We start from the raw sequence: 17415 nt of genomic DNA, 5'->3' as shown, positions 1-17415 counted from the left end.
GCTGAGCGCGAGCGGCGCTGCGTTCGCGCAGGAGAAGCCGAAGCAGGGCGGCAAGATTCGCGTGGCGACGCAGTCCGCATCCGCCGCCGATACGCTCGACCCCGCGAAGGGCGCGCTCGGCACGGACTATGTGCGGGCGAACATGTTTTACAACGGCCTGACCGAACTGGATTCGCATCTTGGCGCGAAGATGGCTTTGGCAGAGTCGCTTGAAACGAAAGATGCGACGGTGTGGGTCGTGAAGCTGCGCAGCGGTGTCCAGTTCCACGATGGCAAATCCCTCGCGCCCGCCGACGTGGTCTATTCGTTGATGCGCCACAAAGATCCGGCGACGGCATCGAAGGCCAAGACGCTTGCCGACCAGTTCAAGGAAGTGAAAGCCACGGGTCCGAACGAGGTCACCATCACGCTGGAAGGCGCGAATGCCGACTTGCCGGTGATCCTGGCCACCTCGCATTTCCTGATCATCAAGGACGGCACGACCGACTTCAAGACCGCTATTGGCACCGGTCCTTTCAAGGTCAAGGATTTCTCCCCGGGCGTGCGGACGGTCGGCGTGAAGAACGACAAGTACTGGAAACCGGGCATGCCGCATCTGGACGAGATCGAGCTGATCGGTATCGGCGACGAATCGGCCCGCGTGAATGCGCTGCTTTCCGGCGACGTGCAACTCATCAACGCGGTCAGCCCGCGCTCGACTGGCCGCATCAAGGGCACGCCGGGTTTCACGGTGCTGGAAACGAAGACGGGCCAGTACACCGACCTGATTGTTCGCGACGAAGGCGGTATTACCGGCAACGACGATTTTCGTCGAGGTATGTTCTATCTCATGGATCGCGAGCAGATTCGCCGTGCCGTGTTCCAGGGTTTCGGCACGGTCGCCAACGACCAGCCGATCGATCCGACCAACAAGTACTACATGCACGGCATTCCGCAACGCGCCTACGATCCGGAGAAAGCCAAGTTCCACTTCCAGAAGGCGAAAGTGGGCAGTACGCCCGTGCAGATTTTTGCGTCGCCCGCGGCTGAGGGTTCGGTAGAAATGGCGATGCTGTTGCAGCAGGCCGCGCCCGCAGCGGGTCTGAACCTGCAGGTCACGCGGGTACCGGCCGACGGTTACTGGTCGAACCACTGGATGAAACATCCGCTTGGTTTCGGCTCGGTGAATGCGCGTCCGAGCGCTGACGTTTTGTTCACGCAGTTCTTCAAGTCGGATGCACCGTGGAACGAAGCGAACTGGAAGAGCCCGAAGTTCGACCAGATGCTGGTGGCGGCGCGCGGCGAACCGGACGACGCCAAGCGCAAGCAGATCTACGGCGATATGCAGGTGCTGGTGCATGAAACGGGCGGTATTGGCATTCCGATGTTCCAGAGCTCGATCGACGGTCATACGAGCAAGCTCAAGGGCCTGGGATCGATTCCGCTGGCTGGTTTGATGGGCTTTGCGTTCGCGGAGCATGTCTGGCTGGAAAGCTGAAGCCTGGTGTACCTGGTGTATCTGGTGTACGCAGAGCATCAGGCAGTAAAGCACGCCGCCCGGTCGGGGCGTGTGGTTTCAACCCCGGAGGCGAATCATGAAAGCACACGCGTCACGACTTATCGCTGCTCGCCTGGGCCTCGCACTGCTCACGCTGCTGATTGTCTCGGCGGTGGTGTTTGGCATCACCGGCCTGCTTCCCGGCGATGCCGCGCAGCAGGCGCTCGGGCAAGCAGCCACGCCGGAAGCGGTGGCGGCGTTAAGACATCAGTTTGGGCTCGACCAGCCGGCGTTGCAGCGTTACTTCCAGTGGCTGTATCTGGTTGTCACCGGCAACTTCGGGACGTCGTTGTCGAATAGTTTGCCGGTCAGTCAGCTGATCGCCACGCGCTTGCCGAACTCGCTCGTGCTGGCCGGACTGACGGCCTTGGTGTCCGTCCCGGTCGCGTTGTTCATCGGTATTTCGTCGGCTATGTTTCGAGGCTCGCTGCTCGATCGCGTGCTCAACGTGCTGACGCTCTCCACGGTCGCGGTGCCGGAGTTCCTGATCGCGACCATCGCCGTGCTCGTGTTCGCCGTGAAGCTGCGCTGGCTGCCCGCGCTGTCGTATTTGTCCGAGGTGTCGTCGTTCGGCGGCCTGCTGCGGATCTACGCCATGCCCGTCATGACGCTGTGCTGCGTGCTCGTTGCGCAAATGGCGCGCATGACACGCGCTGCCGTGCTCGATCAGCTCAATGCATCGTATGTCGAGATGGCGATCCTGAAAGGCGCCTCGCCGATGCGCGTCGTGTTGCGCCATGTGTTGCCGAACACCATCGGCCCGATCGCCAATGCGGTGGCGCTGAGCCTGTCGTATCTCTTCGGCGGTGTGGTGATCGTCGAATCGATCTTCAATTATCCGGGCCTCGCGAGCCTCATGGTCGACGCCGTCACTAACCGCGACATGCCGCTCGTGCAGGGCTGCGTCATGGTGTTCTGCGCGGCTTACCTGCTGCTCGTGCTGATTGCCGATCTGGCTCAAATCGTGTCCAACCCGAGGCTGCGTCAACGATGAACCGACCCGCCAACTCCTCCATTCCTCATCCGGGCACCGAGCTCTACGACGTGGCCCGCGACGAAATCGTGAATGAACCGTCCGTACCGGCCCCTGACGCTGCCGGCCCGAAACCAGGCGTCTTGAAGCGGCTGGTCCGGCGCTTCTCCGTCCTCGGTCTGATCGGGCTCGTGATGGTCGTGTTCTGGCTGACCATCGCGGTTATCGGTCCGTGGATCGCGCCTTACAAAAGCGGCGCGCTCTCGTCCATGGATGTGTTCGCTGGTTCCAGCCACGCGTTCCCGCTCGGCACCGACTATCTCGGCCGCGACATGCTGAGCCGGATTCTCTACGGCACGCGTTACACGGTCGGACTGGCCCTCGCGGCTGCGTTGCTGGCGAGCCTGATCGGTACGTTCTTCGGACTGGTTGCCGCCGTGTCGGGCCGCTGGGTCGATGAAAGCCTGAGCCGCCTGTTCGATGCGCTGATCTCCATTCCGAGCAAGGTGCTCGCGCTGGTCGTAATCGCCGCGTTCGGTTCGTCCATCCCCATGCTGACCGGCGTCGCCGCGCTCGCCTACATTCCCGGTGCGTTCCGCATCTCGCGCTCGCTCGCGGTCAACCTGATGACGCTCGAATATGTGCAGGTTGCGCGGGCTCGAGGGGAACGGCTGTTCTACATCGCACGCGTGGAAGTGCTGCCGAACATGATCCATCCGATGCTCGCCGACTTCGGCCTGCGATTTGTGTTCATTGTGTTGCTGCTTAGCGGCCTGAGTTTCCTTGGCCTCGGCGTGCAGCCGCCTAATGCCGACTGGGGCTCGCTGGTGCGCGAGAACATCGGCGGGCTGGCGGAAGGGGCACTGGCAGTGTTGATGCCGGCTATCGCGATCGCGACGCTGACCATCGGCGTGAATCTGCTGATCGATAACCTGCGCCGCCGTGGCGGCCGCGGGCAAGGAGCGGCGCAATGAGCATCGACATGATCCAGGTGAAGGGCTTGCGAGTAGTGGCGGGCACGGCGCCCGACCCCGTGACCGAGATTGTCAAGGGCGTCGATTTTTCGGTGAAGAAGGGCGAGGTGCTTGCGTTGATCGGCGAGTCCGGATCGGGCAAGACGACCATCGCGCTGGCGCTGCTGGGGTATGCGCGGCAGGGGTGTTCCATTAGCGGCGGATCGGTGCGTATCGGCGAGACCGAGGTGCTCGAGCTCGACCAGAACGGCCGCCGGGCGCTTCGTGCGCGTACGGTGGCGTACGTGGCGCAGAGCGCGTCGGCGGGGTTCAACCCGGCGCGCACGATCATCGACCAGGTGACGGAACCCGCGTTGCTGCATCGCCTGATGACACGCGATGCAGCGCGTCGCAAAGCGATCGAGTTGTTTCGCGCGCTCGCATTGCCGGACGCGGAGAAGATCGGCGAGCGCTATCCGCATCAGGTCTCAGGCGGGCAGTTGCAGCGCTTGATGGCGGCGATGGCGCTGATTACGGATCCAGCGGTGGTGGTGTTCGACGAGCCGACGACAGCGCTCGATGTGACCACGCAGATCGAAGTGCTCGCGGCATTCAAGAAGGTGATCCGCGAGCTGGGCACCACGGCCATCTACGTGTCGCACGATCTCGCGGTCGTGGCGCAAATGGCGGACCGGATCGTCGTGTTGAACGGCGGCCGGGTGAAAGAGAACGGCTTGGTGGCGCAAGTGCTCGATGCCCCTGTCGATGCCTACACGCAGCAATTGCTGGCTGCCACGCGCCGGCCGGAACCGGTGCTGTCGGTGCAGACGAATGCGCAGAAACTCGCGCGCCCCTTGCTCGAGATACGCGGCTTGGCAGCAGGTTATGGCCGTATCGACCGATACGGCGCACCGGCCGTGCGTGTGCTCGACGACGTAAGCCTTTCGATTGCCCGGGGCAGCACGTTGGGTGTGATCGGCGAATCGGGCTCGGGCAAGACGACGCTGGCGCGCGTGGTGGCGGGTCTGGTCGATCGGTCGCGCGGCGAAGTTTTCTTCGATGGCAAACCGCTGCCTGCCCAATTGTCGCGCCGTACTCCTGAGCAATACCGGCAGATCCAGATCGTGTTCCAGAACGCCGATACGGCGTTGAACCCGAGCCATTCCATCGCCGACATCCTCAGCCGGCCACTCGCTTTTTATCATCATTTGCGCGGGGCGGCGGCGCGCAAGCGGACGCTGGAACTGCTCGACCTCGTCAAGCTGCCTGCATCGATTGCCGAGCGCACGCCGGGCGGTTTGTCGGGCGGCCAGAAGCAACGCGTGAACCTGGCGCGCGCACTCGCCGCCGATCCCGCATTGATCCTCTGCGACGAAGTCACGTCCGCGCTCGACACGGTGGTCGGCGCCGCGATCCTCGACTTGCTGGCTGAACTACGCCGCGAGTTGGGCGTCTCGTACATGTTTATCAGCCACGACATCTCCACCGTGCGTTCGATCTGCGATGAAGTGATCGTGCTGTACGCGGGACATCGCGTGGAGGCGGGCGAGCGCGACGTGCTCGCGGCGCCGCCGTATCACCCGTACACGGGCTTGCTGGTGGACTCCGTGCCGGCGCTAAAGCCGGGCTGGCTCGATGCCCGCCGCATGATCGGCAGCGCCGCGTTGCCGCAGATGGGGGAGAGTGCCGACATCGCCGAACTGTGCAGCTTCAGGGCGCGCTGTCCGGTTCGTATCGACGGCAAGTGCAACGCCACGCCGCCCTCCATGAAGAAGCTGCCCTCGGGGGCGGAAATTCTTTGCCATCATTCGACGGCCGAACTGAGCCGGCTGCAGACCATCGAGGCGATTGAAGCATGAGCGGACGGTTCGTGCGGCTGGCAGAAACGGAGCGCCGGGCGATAGTCATTACCGTGGATGGTGTGGCGCGACAGGCTGCGGAAGGCGACACGCTGATGGTCGCGTTGCTGACTAGCACGAGGACCTTGCGGGACTCTGAATTCGGCGATGGCCGGCGCGCCGGTTTCTGCCTGATGGGCGCATGCCAGGACTGCTGGGTCTGGACCTCCGATGGCGAACGGCTGCGTGCGTGTACGACGCCGGTGGTAGCGGGCATGTCGATCATCACGCAACTGTCTACAGCCGGGGAGGGCGTATGGCCGCGCGCGTGATTGTGATCGGCACCGGGCCTGCGGGCGTCCGAGCCGCCGAGGCGCTGGTCGAAGTGGGTCTGCGGCCGACCGTGATCGATGAAGGGCGAAGGGATGGTGGGCAGATTTATCGACGGCAGCCGGAAGGGTTCACGCGCTCCTACGACACGCTCTACGGCACGGAGAGTGCGCGAGCGGCCGCGCTGCATGAGAGCTTCGATGCGCTCAGGGGTCGCATTGATTACTTGCCCGAGACGCTCGTCTGGAACATCTCGACGAACGCCGTGCATCTTGTCAGCGGCGCGTCTTACCGGACGCTGGAATTCGATGCGCTGATCATTTGCAGCGGCGCGACGGACCGGTTAATGCCGGTAAAGGGCTGGCATTACGCCGGCACGTATAGCCTGGGCGGCGCGCAAGTCGCGCTGAAGTCGCAGGGTTGCTCGATCGGCTCGCGGGTCGTGCTGATGGGCACCGGGCCGCTGCTTTATCTCGTGGCGGCGCAGTACGTGAAAGCGGGCGCGGCAGTGTCCGCCGTCTTCGATACCTCCACGCTTTTGCAACGGCTCACTGCGCTGCCGAAGCTGCTCGCCATTCCCGCCGCGCTGAAAAAAGGCATCGCGTTGATGAGCGTACTCAGGAAAGCGCGGGTACGGGTGTATCGCGGCGTACGGCCGCTTGAAATCGGCGGATCGCCTGCTCATGGCGTGAGCCACGTAGACGTCGCACTGCAAAGTGGCATGCCGTTCAAGGTGGCCTGCGATGCGGTTGCGCTCGGTTATCACTTGCGTCCGGAGACGCAGCTTGCCGACCTCGCCGGCTGCGAATTTTCCTTCGATGAAGCCACGCAGCAATGGCTTCCTGCAATCGATGAAGACGGCCGCAGCAGCGTCAAGGGGATCTATCTGGCCGGTGACGGCGCGCGTATCCGTGGCGCCGATGCCGCTGAGCGTTCGGGTCGTCTCGCCGCACTCGCCGCGATGCAGGATAGTGGTTTGAAGGTTGAAGGTCTCGCCGCCTTGCGTGAACAACTGCAGGTCTTCAGCCGCTTCGCGGCCGGCTTGCGCGCCGCCTTTCCGTGGCCCGCCCGGTTCGCGAGCATGCTGCCGGACGAGACCATCGTGTGCCGTTGCGAAGCAATTACGGCGGGCGAGTTACGCCGTGTCGTACGCGAGACCGGCGCGCAGGAAGCGAATCGTGCGAAGGCGTTTTCTCGCGTCGGCATGGGTCGATGCCAGGGACGTTTTTGTGCTCACGCGGGCGCTGAGGTGATCGCGGCGGCGGCATCCGTGCCGCTGGCTTCCGTCGGGCGGCTGCGTGGACAAGCACCCGTCAAGCCGTTGCCGGTGACGCTTGTAGCGCAAGAGGAGGCCAGCGAATGACGGTGTCACAACAAGCCGATCGTCGAGCCGATGTGATCGTGATCGGCGGCGGCATCATGGGCACGACTACCGCGTTCTTTCTGCGCCGCCGCAACCCTGCTTGCTCGGTGATCCTGCTCGAGCGTGGCCTGACCGGTAGCCAAGCCAGTGGCGTCAACTTCGGCGGCATCCGCCGGCAAGGCCGTGCGTTGCCGCAGCTCGCGATGGCGAACCGTGCGTTGAACACGTGGCAGCACTCGAAGGAACTGCTGGGCGAGGACATCGAATTCCTGCCGTCGGGCCATACACGGGTGTGCTATCACGCGCACGACGTGGAGACCTTCGACCGCTATGCCGTCGATGCGCGTGCGTATGGCCTCGACCTGGAAGTGCTGCACGGCAAGGCGATGTTCGAACGTTTCCCCTTCCTCGGCCGTGAAGTGCTGGCCGCCTCCATCTCCCCACTCGACGGCCACGCGAATCCGCGCCTCGCCGCGCCGGCCTTCGGCCGGGCGGCTGCGCGTCTCGGCGCGCAGGTGGTAGAGAACACGGAGATCGTGCATGTGGAGAAGGACGGCGACGGCTTTCGCGTGGAGAGTGCGGCGGGCGTGGTGTATCGGGCGGCACGGCTTGTGGTCTGCGCGGGCGCGTGGGCAAGTCAGCTGACCGAGCAGTTCGGTGAGCCGGTGCCACTGCGTGCAAGTGGACCGCAAATGGCTGTCACTGAACCAGTGCCGTATGTCTTCAAGTCGTCGATGGGCGTCTTCACATCGATCAAGCAGGAAAGCATCTACTTCCGTCAGATCCCGCGCGGCAACATCATCGTGGGCGGCGGTCCGCCCGGTCCCGCCGATGCGCTCACTAAACGCGCGTCCGTGCTTCCCATCAACACCGTGCGTCAGGTTGCGCAACTCCGCCGCCTGGTTCCTTCGATGGCGCCGCTGCACGTGATCCGGGTCTGGAGTGGCGTGGAAGGATATCTGCCGGACGGCGAGCCGGTAATCGGCCGCAGTTCGACAACCGACGGCGTGTTCTATGCATTCGGTTTCTGCGGCTCGGGATTCCAGATTGGTCCGGGCGTGGGCGAGACGCTGGCCGAGCTGATCGATACCGGCAGCACGCCGATTCCACTCGATGCGTTTTCGGTCAGCCGGTTTGCGGCGTTTGGGTCGTCACCGCTGGTTCAACACGTGGCGGCGACATCATGAAACAGTCCATGCCGCTGACCGAAGCACGCGCGTTCATCGAAGCTCACTTCGATGAACCTGTGACGCTTGCGCAACTAGCCGAGTTGTCGGCGCTTAGTGTGTCGCGGTTTGCTACCGCGTTCCGGCAGCAATTTGGTTCGTCGCCGTACCGGTATTTATGCGGGCTGCGGATCCAGCGCGCACAGGCTTTGTTGCTTGCGGGCGTGCCAGGGTCGGTGGTCGCGGCTGAAGTCGGCTTCTTTGACCAAAGCCATTTCGCGCGGCATTTCAAGCGCTTCTGCGGGATGACGCCGAGCATGTATTTGGAGCGAGCTCGCGCGAGATGTCTGTCGCAGGGGAGTGCGGGGTTGTTGCGCGGCGGGTCGAACGGGACTGAACCTGCGGAACAGCGAACGTTGTGTCGGGAAACGGCTTAGAAGAATAAACAGAAAGCTTGAAGAAAGACGGTTTAACGCGAGCATCGCGTTAAACGATTGAGTTGCCTGGTTGCTTCGTTCGGCCGCGAAGCAGCGAGCCTTCGAGTCGGTTGCCAATCTACATCCCATCCCGAAGCGCATCCTTCCAGGACGCTTACGTTATCATTCCGCAGATTAAAGCCTTTGGTTTATAGACTCGCCTCATCGCCATCGTGATGAGACGTGGCGGCGCGTCCTGGTGGTCCGCTATGCGGCAACTTCAATACGGGGATTGATCGATGCAACCTATGCGAGTGTCAGAGAAATGGTTTCACCGTGCGTTGTGGTTGATCTCTTTCGCCTTTGCGGGGTTCCTGATCGGCCTGGGCGGGCTCGTTGTGGGGAATCTGCCCGGCGTTGAAGCTCCACCTACGTTGGAATCGTTGATCGATCCGACAGCAAGCGCCGCGATACAAACATCGCTTCAGCAAGCGCAAAGCAACGTGCGCGACGGCGAGTTAGCGGAGGAGTCCGCGCGGCTCAAACTGCAAGCCGCCACGGCGGAATACACGAGCGCGCACGAAACGTTTTCGAACTGGCTCGCCACCCGCACGGCGACAGAGCAGGCCGATCAGAACAAGGAACTCGTCAGTCGTACCCGCTCGTTGGAAACGCTCAATGACAACATCCGTAGCGCTCAAAAGGCCCTCGACCAGATACAGCAGAGCAACGCACAGAATCGGCAAGCGCTGGTGAAGGGACGAACGGCTGAAGCGGCGCTTCGTACCCAGGCTGAAGGGAAACTCGATGCGCTCCAGCGCGGCATCGACATGAAGAATTTCCTCATCCGGCTGGCGATCACCTTGCCCTTGCTTGTGATTGGCGGATGGCTGTTTGCCAAGCATCGCAAGAACCGGTATTGGCCTTTTGTCTGGGGCTTTATATTTTTTGCGCTGTTTGCGTTTTTCGTCGAACTGGTTCCGTACCTTCCTGACTATGGCGGTTATGTCCGGTACATCGTGGGCGTGATCGTGACGATTCTGGTCGGGCGCTATTCCATCAATGGCTTGCAGCGCTATCTGCAAAACCAGAAATCCGCTGAGACGCTGCCCGATGATCAACGTCGCCAGGCGTTGAGTTATGACGTTGCCCAAAGCCGCTTTGCAAAGGGCATCTGCCCAGGATGCGAACGCAAGGCCGACCTGAGTAATCCGAAACTCGACTTCTGCATGCACTGCGGGATCAGCCTGTTCGACGCATGCGCTTTTTGTCAAACGCGAAAGAATGCGTTTGCACACTACTGTCCTTCGTGTGGGAAAGAGGCTGTTGCAAGTTAACCAGCGAGTACAAACATGGTGTGCTCCCTTCCGCCAGGCGGTCCTGAAGACCCCGTTCGCCATCGGCTTGTGATCGTCGAGGGCATCATGGGCTCCGGCAAGTCGACTACCATGCGTTTCATTGCGAAGAGCTTGCAGGAAGCGAATCGGCGGGCGTTGCCCATCCACGAAAGAACCGACCCGCATCCGGTGCGCGCGACCGACGAGCTTGAACACTGGTTCCAGCCATGGCTCGACGCAACGCCCGAACACCTTGCTCAGCGAAGCGTCGCGAGGTGGGCTGCATTCGTCGAAACCATGCAGGCCGGCGACGTAGTGCCGGTCATGGACGGTCAGTTGTTTCACGGTGACCTGACTCACGTGTTTTTGATGGAAGCGGACGCGAGCACCATCGAGCGCTATATGCAGACACTCGCGACAGCCATTGCTCCGCTCAACCCCCTGGTTGTCTACTTTCGACAGGAGGACGTCGAAGAAGCCATTCGACTGGTTTGCGCAGAGCGCGGCGACGAATGGGTGGCGTACCAGGTCAACTGGAAGCTTGCGGCACCCTACAGCGTGCGTCGGAAGTTTGCAGGGCTTGAAGGTCTGATCGACCTGTATCGAGACTACCGGCGAATGACGGACCAACTGTTCGAAAGACTTCCCTTTGACAAGCTGATGATCGAGAACTCGGGGCGGGACTGGCCCACTTATCACCGGCGAGTTCTAAAGGCGCTGGGCTTGCCCGCAAGGGTATGACCGCACTCCGCTAGTCAACCGTACTTGCGGCTCGCGTCGGATCGTCAAGCCTGCCGGGTCGTCAAAAGTTTGATACCCAGACCGACAAATACCAGGCCGCTGCAACGCTTGACCGCATCCACCCACCGGTTAGTACCAAGCCCATTGTGAATGCGGCGAACGCCGAACGAATAGATGGTGTGAACCAGTGCCACGGTGCCTGCCACGGTCAGATACATCACGATGAATTGCGCCGGCAGCGGTTGGTCATGTGTGATGAACTGCGGCATGAACGCAGAAAGGAAAATCAGCGTCTTGGGGTTGCTTCCCGAAACCAATAACGCTTCGCGAAAAATTCTACGTTGGTCCAGGGGGCGAGCGGAGAGTGTATCGACGGCCGCTGCCTTAGGCGTCCGCCTTCTCAACTGCTTCACGCCAAGGTACATAAGATAAACGGCCCCCGCGGCCTTCATACCAAGAAACAAGGGCGGCATGGCTGCCAGCACTGCACCCACGCCCAATGCCACAAGCACCACGACGATCAACTGAGCCAGCAGGTTCCCAGCGATGGTGGCAGCCGTGCCCCGGCTACCAAATCGAACGGTATTGCGGATTACGAGCAGGACGTTGGGCCCGGGGGATATTGTAGTGACGAGGTACGCTATGGCAAAAAGAAACCAGGTATGAAGGGGCATTCTCAGGCTCGCTGGAATATTCTAAAAGATAGATTAATAGTGCCATCGATTAAAGGGCTTGTGCCGGGTCAACGCGTGCTTTCCGAAAGCACAACCGGTGGCATGCGACGTTTCTCGATTCACGGAACAGTTTTAGTCCGGCAAGCAGCCGCCATCAGAGCGACTGCGCCGCCGCACTTAATCGTAGGAGAAAACGCTGCCGAATTTGTCCATGCGTTCGAGTGCCATGCCCGAGCCGCGCACGACACACGTCAGCGGGGCTTCGGCAACGAGCACCGGCAGGCCGGTTTCTTCGGCGATTAGGCGGTCGAGATCACGCAGTAGCGCACCACCGCCCGCGAGCATGATGCCGCGCTCGGCGATGTCGGCGCCGAGTTCCGGCGGCGTGTGTTCCAGCGCGATCTTGACCGCCGATATGATCTGGTTCAGCGGATCGGAGAGGGCTTCGAGGATTTCATTGCTCGAGACCGTGAAGCTGCGCGGTATGCCTTCGGACATGTTGCGGCCCCTCACTTCCATCTCCAGGACTTCGGAGCCCGGGAACGCGGAGCCAATTTGCTTCTTGATCGCTTCGGCGGTCTGTTCACCGATCAGCATGCCGTAGTTGCGACGGATATAGTTGACGATCGCGTCGTCGAACTTGTCGCCGCCGACGCGCACGGAACCCTTGTACACAATGCCGCCGAGTGAAATCACGCCCACTTCGGTGGTGCCGCCGCCGATATCGACCACCATCGAGCCGGTCGCCTCGGACACGGGCAGGCCGGCACCGGTCGCGGCGGCCATTGGTTCTTCGATCAGGTAGACCTGTGACGCACCGGCGCTATGCGCGGCTTCCTTGATTGCACGTCGTTCGACCTGGGTGGACCCGCACGGCACGCAGACAACAATGCGCGGCGATGGCGCAAACATGCGCGCTTCGTGCGCCATCCGGATGAAGTGCTTGATCATCTGCTCGGTGATGCTGAAGTCGGCGATCACACCGTCCTTCATCGGGCGGATGGCTTCAATGTTGCCCGGTACCTTGCCGAGCATTTGCTTGGCTTCCTTACCCACTGCCAGAATGGTTTTTTTGCCATTGGGGCCACCTTCCTGACGAATCGACACGACTGAGGGTTCGTCGAGGACGATACCCTTGCCGCGCATATAGATCAGTGTATTTGAGGTGCCGAGATCAATCGCCAGATCGTTTGAAAAGTAGCTGCGCAGAAAACCGAACATTCAAAATCCTGTCTTGCTTGATGCCAGGCGCTTGGCATCGCCACGTACGACCAAGACGCGGTCGGGAAAGGAAAGAATAACAGTTTCCTAACGGCGGGGACGCGGCCATCCCGCGGGCTCGCATGAAACCGCAAATGCCAGAGCACATTACAACGGCTTACCGCAGCCGCAAAACAGTATTCGTCATAGCGCCATTTGCGTTTTCACGGACCCTATTGTCCCTAAGCTTCGGCTAAGTGGGCTGCGGCAAAGTCCTGTTCGACAGCAGACTTAATGCTCCATTAATGCAGGCGATCTCATTCGATGTGCAAGACGTAGTTGGCTTGTGCCGGGTGATAAGCCACGACTCAAAGTCAGCTTGAACGCGACAGGGAAGCGATGCCTGACGATCTCATAGACGACGAATTCTGGTCGCTCATTGAACCCTTGCTTTCTACATGCGCATCGCAAGACCGCCGGCATGTGGGTCGCAAGCCAACGCCGGATCGGGCCGTGCTCACCGGCATTGTGTTCGTGCTGCGATCGGGTATTCCCTGGAACCTGCTGCCGCAAGAAATGGGCTACGGGTCGGGCGCTGTCTGCTGGCGACGACTGATCTCATGGCAAGAGGCCGGAATCTGGCCATCTATTCGCGAAACCCTCCTGGCCGAGCTGCGTCGTCGTGGCCAATTCAACGAGGCACGTGCCATTGCGGACAGTTTGTCGATTCGGGATGTACTGGCGGGAAGCAAGCCGGCCGGCGTTCTACGGGTCAGCGCAAGATCGTCAGAAAACACCCCAAGCAACCGCTAAGGACCAGCCGAAACGCCGGTGTTTTTCGGACGCGATAATATTAATTAGATATCCGATACAGTTATCGAAGCGAGCTCGTAAATAACGAGCCGACGGCATTAAGCCGGGACTTCGTAGCAGCGAAGCTTCGGTGCGGTATCAGGATCTGGATAAGGAGACCAGGGCCCTGACAGCAGGCGCAACGGTTGGGTCGCGAGGACTTCCGCTTCGTTTCGCTCACGCACGGTCAGCGGCGGAGTCCCCGTGGGCTGAGAACTGGCTGCTTCATTGACCTCGCACCGAACTGCCTTTCCGTCTTTCAGCCGGACATCCGTTGTGTACGAATCGGGCGTTGTCGACGCGCACGAAGCCGTAGCAATGACCGTGAAAGCAAGCAGCAGCAATTTCTGCGATTTCATCACAGACCCCCTCGTGCTCGGATACGTAAAAGCACATCTGTATTTCTATCACACCTCTTGCTAGCCGGAAAGAGCCCGGAATTCTTGCCGGATGTCTTTCGCAAACACCGCTTACGTCTCAGATTCCGCAACCGGGAGCACAAGAGGGCAAGCTCTGCGGCCCATAGGACAAACCCGTATCCAGGGGGAAACCTTCCGCCGTGAAAGGTTGGCGAAGGATAGCGAACCGTAGAATTTCTTCGGCGATTAGCAAGGCGTTTAAATCTATTGACGCCAGCCCGGCTTGCCGGGTTTAACGGAGACAAAAAAATGACCTACGCTTCACGAAAATTCAATCGTCTGGGCAAATACGCATTCTCGTCGATTCTGGCGTTTGGCTCATTTTGCGCGCTTACGCAAGCGGCGCACGCAGCGGACCCCGAGAAGGTCACCATCATGGTGGGGGGGATCACCAAGCTCATCTACCTGCCGGCGCGTCTTACCGAACAACTCGGATACTTCAAGGCGGAAGGCCTTGATGTCGAACTGCTATCGCAGCCTGCCGGGGTGGACGCGGAAAACGAACTGCTCGCTGGCGCCGTGCAAGCGGTGGTCGGTTTCTATGATCACTCCATCGACTTGCAGGCGAAGGGCAAGGAAGTCAAAGCGATTGTGGTATTCGGCCAAGTGCCGGGTGAAGTGGAAATGGTTGCCTCCAAGCAGGCAGACACGATCAAGAGCATGGCCGATGTGAAGGGCAAGACACTGGGCGTAACCGGCCTGGGTTCGTCCACAAACTTTCTCACGCAGTACCTGGCGCATCTGAAAGGCATACCGAACTCTGAGTACACGGTGCTGCCTGTTGGCGCGGATAACAGTTTCATCGCGGCGATCAAGCAGAACCGGATTGACGCTGGTATGACGACTGAGCCGACTGTGTCGCAACTGCTGAAATCCGGCGACGCGAAGGTGCTGGTCGATATGCGCAGTCTCGAAGGCACGCGCGAGGCGCTCGGCGGGACCTATCCTGCCTCGAGTCTCTACGTTCAGAGCGCATGGCTCGATACCCACAAGGATGCGGCGCAAAAGCTTGCCCGGGCCTTTGTTCACACGCTGCAGTACCTGCATACGCACACGGCCGACGAAATTGCAGCACAGATGCCGAAGGACTACTACGGCAGTGACAAAGCACTCTACGTGAGCGCGTTGAAAGCCTCTCTGCCGATGTACACCGCCGACGGCAAGATGCCGGCCGACGGTCCTGACACCGTGCTGAAGGTACTCGCCGGGTTTAATCCGTCGGTGAAAGACAAGCATATCGACCTGTCGCGTACGTTCACGAATCAGTTCGTCAGCCAGGTGAAGTAAGCGCAACTCGCACCTCGCATCTCAACAAAAGGCACCCAATGAATCAAGTCACCGCTCAAAGCGGGCCCGCGATCGAGTTTCGCAATGTGTCATGCCGCTTTATATCTCCCGATGGCCACGCAACCGTTGCCTTGCGCGAATTCAATATGTCGGTTGCAAGGGGCGAGTTCGTGGCCATTGTCGGGCCGACCGGTTGCGGCAAGTCGACCACGCTCAGCATGATCACCGGGTTGCTCAAGCCGACGACGGGCGAGGTTCGTGTGATGGGGAACCTGGTGGACGGTATCGATCCACGCATTGGATTTGTGTTTCAGGCGGATGCCGTGTTCCCGTGGCGCTCGGTACTCGATAACGTCGCGGCCGGTCCAATATACCGGGGGCGTTCGAAGGCGGCGGCGCACGAATTGGCTCATGACTGGATTCGCCGCGTCGGCCTCGAAAAGTTCGCGAAGCACTATCCGCACCAGTTGTCCGGTGGCATGCGAAAGCGTGTGGCGCTCGCCCAGACGTTCATCAACAATCCCGAGATTCTCTTGATGGACGAGCCGTTTTCCGCGCTCGACATGCAAACGCGCACGCTGATGCAGGATGAGCTCCTGCAGTTGTGGTCGGGCAATGCGGGTTCCGTTGTGTTCGTCACCCACGATCTGGAAGAGGCGATCGCGCTTGCGGATCGTGTGTTCGTGCTCAGCGCACGGCCGGCGACGCTCAAGCGGGTGTACGAGATCGACTTGCCCCGTCCCCGCGTGACATCGGAAGTCCGATATGAGCCGCGCTTTATAGAAATCTCGCGCGATATCTGGCGAGACCTGCGCGAAGAGGTGCAAATTGGCTAACTACGGAACCATGAAAATGAAGGACACCGCCCTCCCGCGACAAATCGATGCAGCTTCACTCGCCCAAGACGAACAGATCGCGCAGCGGCGCATTCGCATACGCAAATGGACGATCATTTCTCTACGTATTGCCGTGCTTGTATTCGTGCTCGGCGGATGGGAAATGTCGGCGCGTCTGAAATGGATCGATTCTTTCTTCTTTTCGATGCCGTCGCTGATCTATCTGCAGTTGGTCGAATGGTTCACTAACGGCACGTCGCAAGGACCGCTCTGGATGCAGGTTCTCGTGACGCTCGAAGAAACCGTTCTCGGCTTTCTGATTGGTGCGGCAGGGGGCATTGTCTGCGGCATTGCGCTGGGGCGCAACAAACTGTTGTCGGATGTTTTCAGCCTCTATATTCAGATCGCCAACTCGATCCCGCGCGTTGTGCTCGGCTCGGTGTTCGTGATCGCGCTGGGTCTCGGGATGGCGTCGAAGGTTGCGCTAGCCGTAGTTATGGTGTTCTTCGTTGTGTTCGGTAACGCGTTCCAGGGTGTTCGCGAGGCCGACCGGTACATGATCGCCAACGCGCAAATCCTGGGGGCGTCCAAGCATCAGGTAACTATGACCGTCGTGATACCGTCTGCGCTCAGCTGGATTCTTGCAAGCTTGCACGTGAGCTTCGGGTTCGCGCTGGTTGGTGCAGTAGTCGGGGAGTTTCTCGGCTCGAAGCAGGGTATTGGCTTGCTGATTTCAACCGCGCAAGGGGCATTCAACGCAAGCGGAGTGTTCGCTGCAATGATCGTGCTTGCCGTGGTTGCGCTTGCCGCTGATTACCTCCTGACAAGTCTGGAGCGGCGTCTTCTTAAATGGAAACCCGCGGCATTCTGACAGTTAGATTAGTTGTTACCTGAGTAACATGACTCCGGTGATGCAGGGCGGCCTACCGATGCGGTTGTAGTTGTTTTACTGCTACCGGTGGGGTTCGTCAGCGTCTCCGAAGTCACGTCGTTGTTGGCTTCGAAGCGCTTATGACAGCATGCCTAACCAATTGCGGTGGGCGTGGGCGCCCGCGTGGATCAAGTAGATTTGCAGACTTGATTCTTTCGCGGGGAAGCGCCGTGCTGAAGGAAACGTGGGTGGAATGTGTATTCCGCGATTGGCGACGATCCTGGTCTCGACGCTCTCAACATCTATATTCGCCGGCAGCACAAGCAGCCCGGCATTCCGGCAGGACATGTCCCGAATTTACGTGGACTCGCTTATATTATTCGTGCTCCATAACAAGAGGTAATTGGTACTTTCACCAACGTATTTCCGGAACTCATGAAAGATTGACGAAGGATTGGGGTAGTTAAGCTTCGTTCGGTATTGAACGAATCATAAGAACCTATTCCAACATGAAGTCATGAGGAGAACGTCGTGAAAAAGACCACTATGTTATTGGCAGCGAGCGCAGGCACCCTGATAGCCGGAAGCGCGTACGCTCAGTCGAGTGTCCAGCTTTATGGCC

At 60.3% G+C, this 17415-nt stretch carries 15 protein-coding genes and 1 pseudogene; 14 read left to right on the top strand and 2 right to left on the bottom strand.

The annotated features are described in order from the left end of the window. From EOS_RS18815 to EOS_RS18770, 10 genes are all read left to right on the top strand, one after another. Positions 1-1477, top strand: a 1477-nt coding sequence (locus tag EOS_RS18815; protein ID WP_047848192.1) for an ABC transporter substrate-binding protein, incomplete at its 5' end; no start/stop codon positions are given. A gap of 97 nt (positions 1478-1574) precedes the next feature. Beyond that, complete coding sequence (locus EOS_RS18810) at positions 1575-2531, top strand: ABC transporter permease (RefSeq protein ID WP_047848191.1); 957 nt, start codon at positions 1575-1577, stop codon at positions 2529-2531. After that, positions 2528-3484 carry an ABC transporter permease gene (locus EOS_RS18805; RefSeq protein WP_082163422.1) on the top strand — a complete coding sequence of 319 codons (957 nt, stop codon included), beginning with the start codon at positions 2528-2530 and terminating at the stop codon, positions 3482-3484. The genes EOS_RS18810 and EOS_RS18805 overlap by 4 nt, the downstream gene beginning before the upstream one ends. Further along, positions 3481-5322 (top strand): ABC transporter ATP-binding protein, encoded by a 1842-nt coding sequence (locus tag EOS_RS18800; protein WP_047848190.1) that lies wholly within the window; start codon positions 3481-3483, stop codon positions 5320-5322. The genes EOS_RS18805 and EOS_RS18800 overlap by 4 nt, the downstream gene beginning before the upstream one ends. Further along, positions 5319-5633 (top strand): (2Fe-2S)-binding protein, encoded by a 315-nt coding sequence (locus tag EOS_RS18795; protein WP_047848189.1) that lies wholly within the window; start codon positions 5319-5321, stop codon positions 5631-5633. The genes EOS_RS18800 and EOS_RS18795 overlap by 4 nt, the downstream gene beginning before the upstream one ends. Beyond that, positions 5618-6994, top strand: coding sequence for an FAD/NAD(P)-dependent oxidoreductase (locus tag EOS_RS18790; RefSeq protein WP_047848188.1), 1377 nt, complete (start codon positions 5618-5620; stop codon positions 6992-6994). Before EOS_RS18795 ends, EOS_RS18790 begins: the two co-directional genes overlap by 16 nt. After that, complete coding sequence (locus EOS_RS18785) at positions 6991-8181, top strand: NAD(P)/FAD-dependent oxidoreductase (RefSeq protein ID WP_047848187.1); 1191 nt, start codon at positions 6991-6993, stop codon at positions 8179-8181. Before EOS_RS18790 ends, EOS_RS18785 begins: the two co-directional genes overlap by 4 nt. Next, a complete protein-coding gene (locus EOS_RS18780) occupies positions 8178-8597 on the top strand; it encodes a helix-turn-helix domain-containing protein (protein ID WP_047848186.1) in 420 nt (139 codons plus the stop codon). Before EOS_RS18785 ends, EOS_RS18780 begins: the two co-directional genes overlap by 4 nt. A 278-nt stretch (positions 8598-8875) precedes the next feature. Next, positions 8876-9913 (top strand): serine endopeptidase, encoded by a 1038-nt coding sequence (locus tag EOS_RS18775; RefSeq protein ID WP_047848185.1) that lies wholly within the window; start codon positions 8876-8878, stop codon positions 9911-9913. A 15-nt stretch (positions 9914-9928) separates the two neighbouring features. Further along, positions 9929-10654 carry a P-loop NTPase family protein gene (locus EOS_RS18770; protein ID WP_047848184.1) on the top strand — a complete coding sequence of 242 codons (726 nt, stop codon included), beginning with the start codon at positions 9929-9931 and terminating at the stop codon, positions 10652-10654. Between the two features lie 44 nt (positions 10655-10698). On the opposite strand, the gene EOS_RS18765 is transcribed toward EOS_RS18770, so the two are convergent. Together EOS_RS18765 and EOS_RS18760 are read right to left on the bottom strand one after the other, a co-directional pair. Beyond that, positions 10699-11328 (bottom strand): LysE family translocator, encoded by a 630-nt coding sequence (locus tag EOS_RS18765; protein ID WP_047848183.1) that lies wholly within the window; start codon positions 11326-11328, stop codon positions 10699-10701. A gap of 177 nt (positions 11329-11505) precedes the next feature. Then, on the bottom strand, positions 11506-12549 hold the full coding sequence (locus EOS_RS18760; protein WP_047848182.1) for a rod shape-determining protein: 1044 nt from the start codon (positions 12547-12549) through the stop codon (positions 11506-11508). A 378-nt stretch (positions 12550-12927) separates the two neighbouring features. Here EOS_RS18760 and EOS_RS18755 point away from each other — a divergent pair. From EOS_RS18755 to EOS_RS18735, 4 genes and pseudogenes are all read left to right on the top strand, one after another. Beyond that, positions 12928-13325 (top strand): annotated as a pseudogene (locus EOS_RS18755) (transposase); the annotation flags it as partial. A gap of 723 nt (positions 13326-14048) precedes the next feature. After that, entirely contained in the window at positions 14049-15086 is a 1038-nt protein-coding gene (locus tag EOS_RS18745; RefSeq protein WP_047848179.1) for an ABC transporter substrate-binding protein, read from the top strand. A 38-nt stretch (positions 15087-15124) separates the two neighbouring features. Beyond that, positions 15125-15922 (top strand): ABC transporter ATP-binding protein, encoded by a 798-nt coding sequence (locus EOS_RS18740; protein WP_047848178.1) that lies wholly within the window; start codon positions 15125-15127, stop codon positions 15920-15922. A gap of 16 nt (positions 15923-15938) precedes the next feature. Then, positions 15939-16793, top strand: a complete 855-nt coding sequence (locus EOS_RS18735) for an ABC transporter permease (protein WP_047848177.1) — start codon at positions 15939-15941, stop codon at positions 16791-16793. Positions 16794-17415: the final 622 nt, after the last annotated feature.

The organism is Caballeronia mineralivorans PML1(12) (assembly GCF_001028175.1).
GTDB lineage: Bacteria > Pseudomonadota > Gammaproteobacteria > Burkholderiales > Burkholderiaceae > Caballeronia > Caballeronia mineralivorans.
The sequence above is the reverse complement of the archived record's forward strand: the minus strand, read 5'-3'. Positions and strand labels throughout refer to the sequence as shown.

Coding starts and splice junctions, on each gene's coding strand:
- EOS_RS18745 (WP_047848179.1), top strand. CDS start 14,049: ATGACCTACGCTTCACGAAAATTCAATCGTCTGGGCAAATACGCATTC.
- EOS_RS18735 (WP_047848177.1), top strand. CDS start 15,939: ATGAAGGACACCGCCCTCCCGCGACAAATCGATGCAGCTTCACTCGCC.
- EOS_RS18785 (WP_047848187.1), top strand. CDS start 6,991: ATGACGGTGTCACAACAAGCCGATCGTCGAGCCGATGTGATCGTGATC.
- EOS_RS18765 (WP_047848183.1), bottom strand. CDS start 11,328: ATGCCCCTTCATACCTGGTTTCTTTTTGCCATAGCGTACCTCGTCACT.
- EOS_RS18760 (WP_047848182.1), bottom strand. CDS start 12,549: ATGTTCGGTTTTCTGCGCAGCTACTTTTCAAACGATCTGGCGATTGAT.
- EOS_RS18805 (WP_082163422.1), top strand. CDS start 2,528: ATGAACCGACCCGCCAACTCCTCCATTCCTCATCCGGGCACCGAGCTC.
- EOS_RS18800 (WP_047848190.1), top strand. CDS start 3,481: ATGAGCATCGACATGATCCAGGTGAAGGGCTTGCGAGTAGTGGCGGGC.
- EOS_RS18795 (WP_047848189.1), top strand. CDS start 5,319: ATGAGCGGACGGTTCGTGCGGCTGGCAGAAACGGAGCGCCGGGCGATA.
- EOS_RS18775 (WP_047848185.1), top strand. CDS start 8,876: ATGCAACCTATGCGAGTGTCAGAGAAATGGTTTCACCGTGCGTTGTGG.
- EOS_RS18810 (WP_047848191.1), top strand. CDS start 1,575: ATGAAAGCACACGCGTCACGACTTATCGCTGCTCGCCTGGGCCTCGCA.
- EOS_RS18790 (WP_047848188.1), top strand. CDS start 5,618: ATGGCCGCGCGCGTGATTGTGATCGGCACCGGGCCTGCGGGCGTCCGA.
- EOS_RS18740 (WP_047848178.1), top strand. CDS start 15,125: ATGAATCAAGTCACCGCTCAAAGCGGGCCCGCGATCGAGTTTCGCAAT.
- EOS_RS18770 (WP_047848184.1), top strand. CDS start 9,929: ATGGTGTGCTCCCTTCCGCCAGGCGGTCCTGAAGACCCCGTTCGCCAT.
- EOS_RS18780 (WP_047848186.1), top strand. CDS start 8,178: ATGAAACAGTCCATGCCGCTGACCGAAGCACGCGCGTTCATCGAAGCT.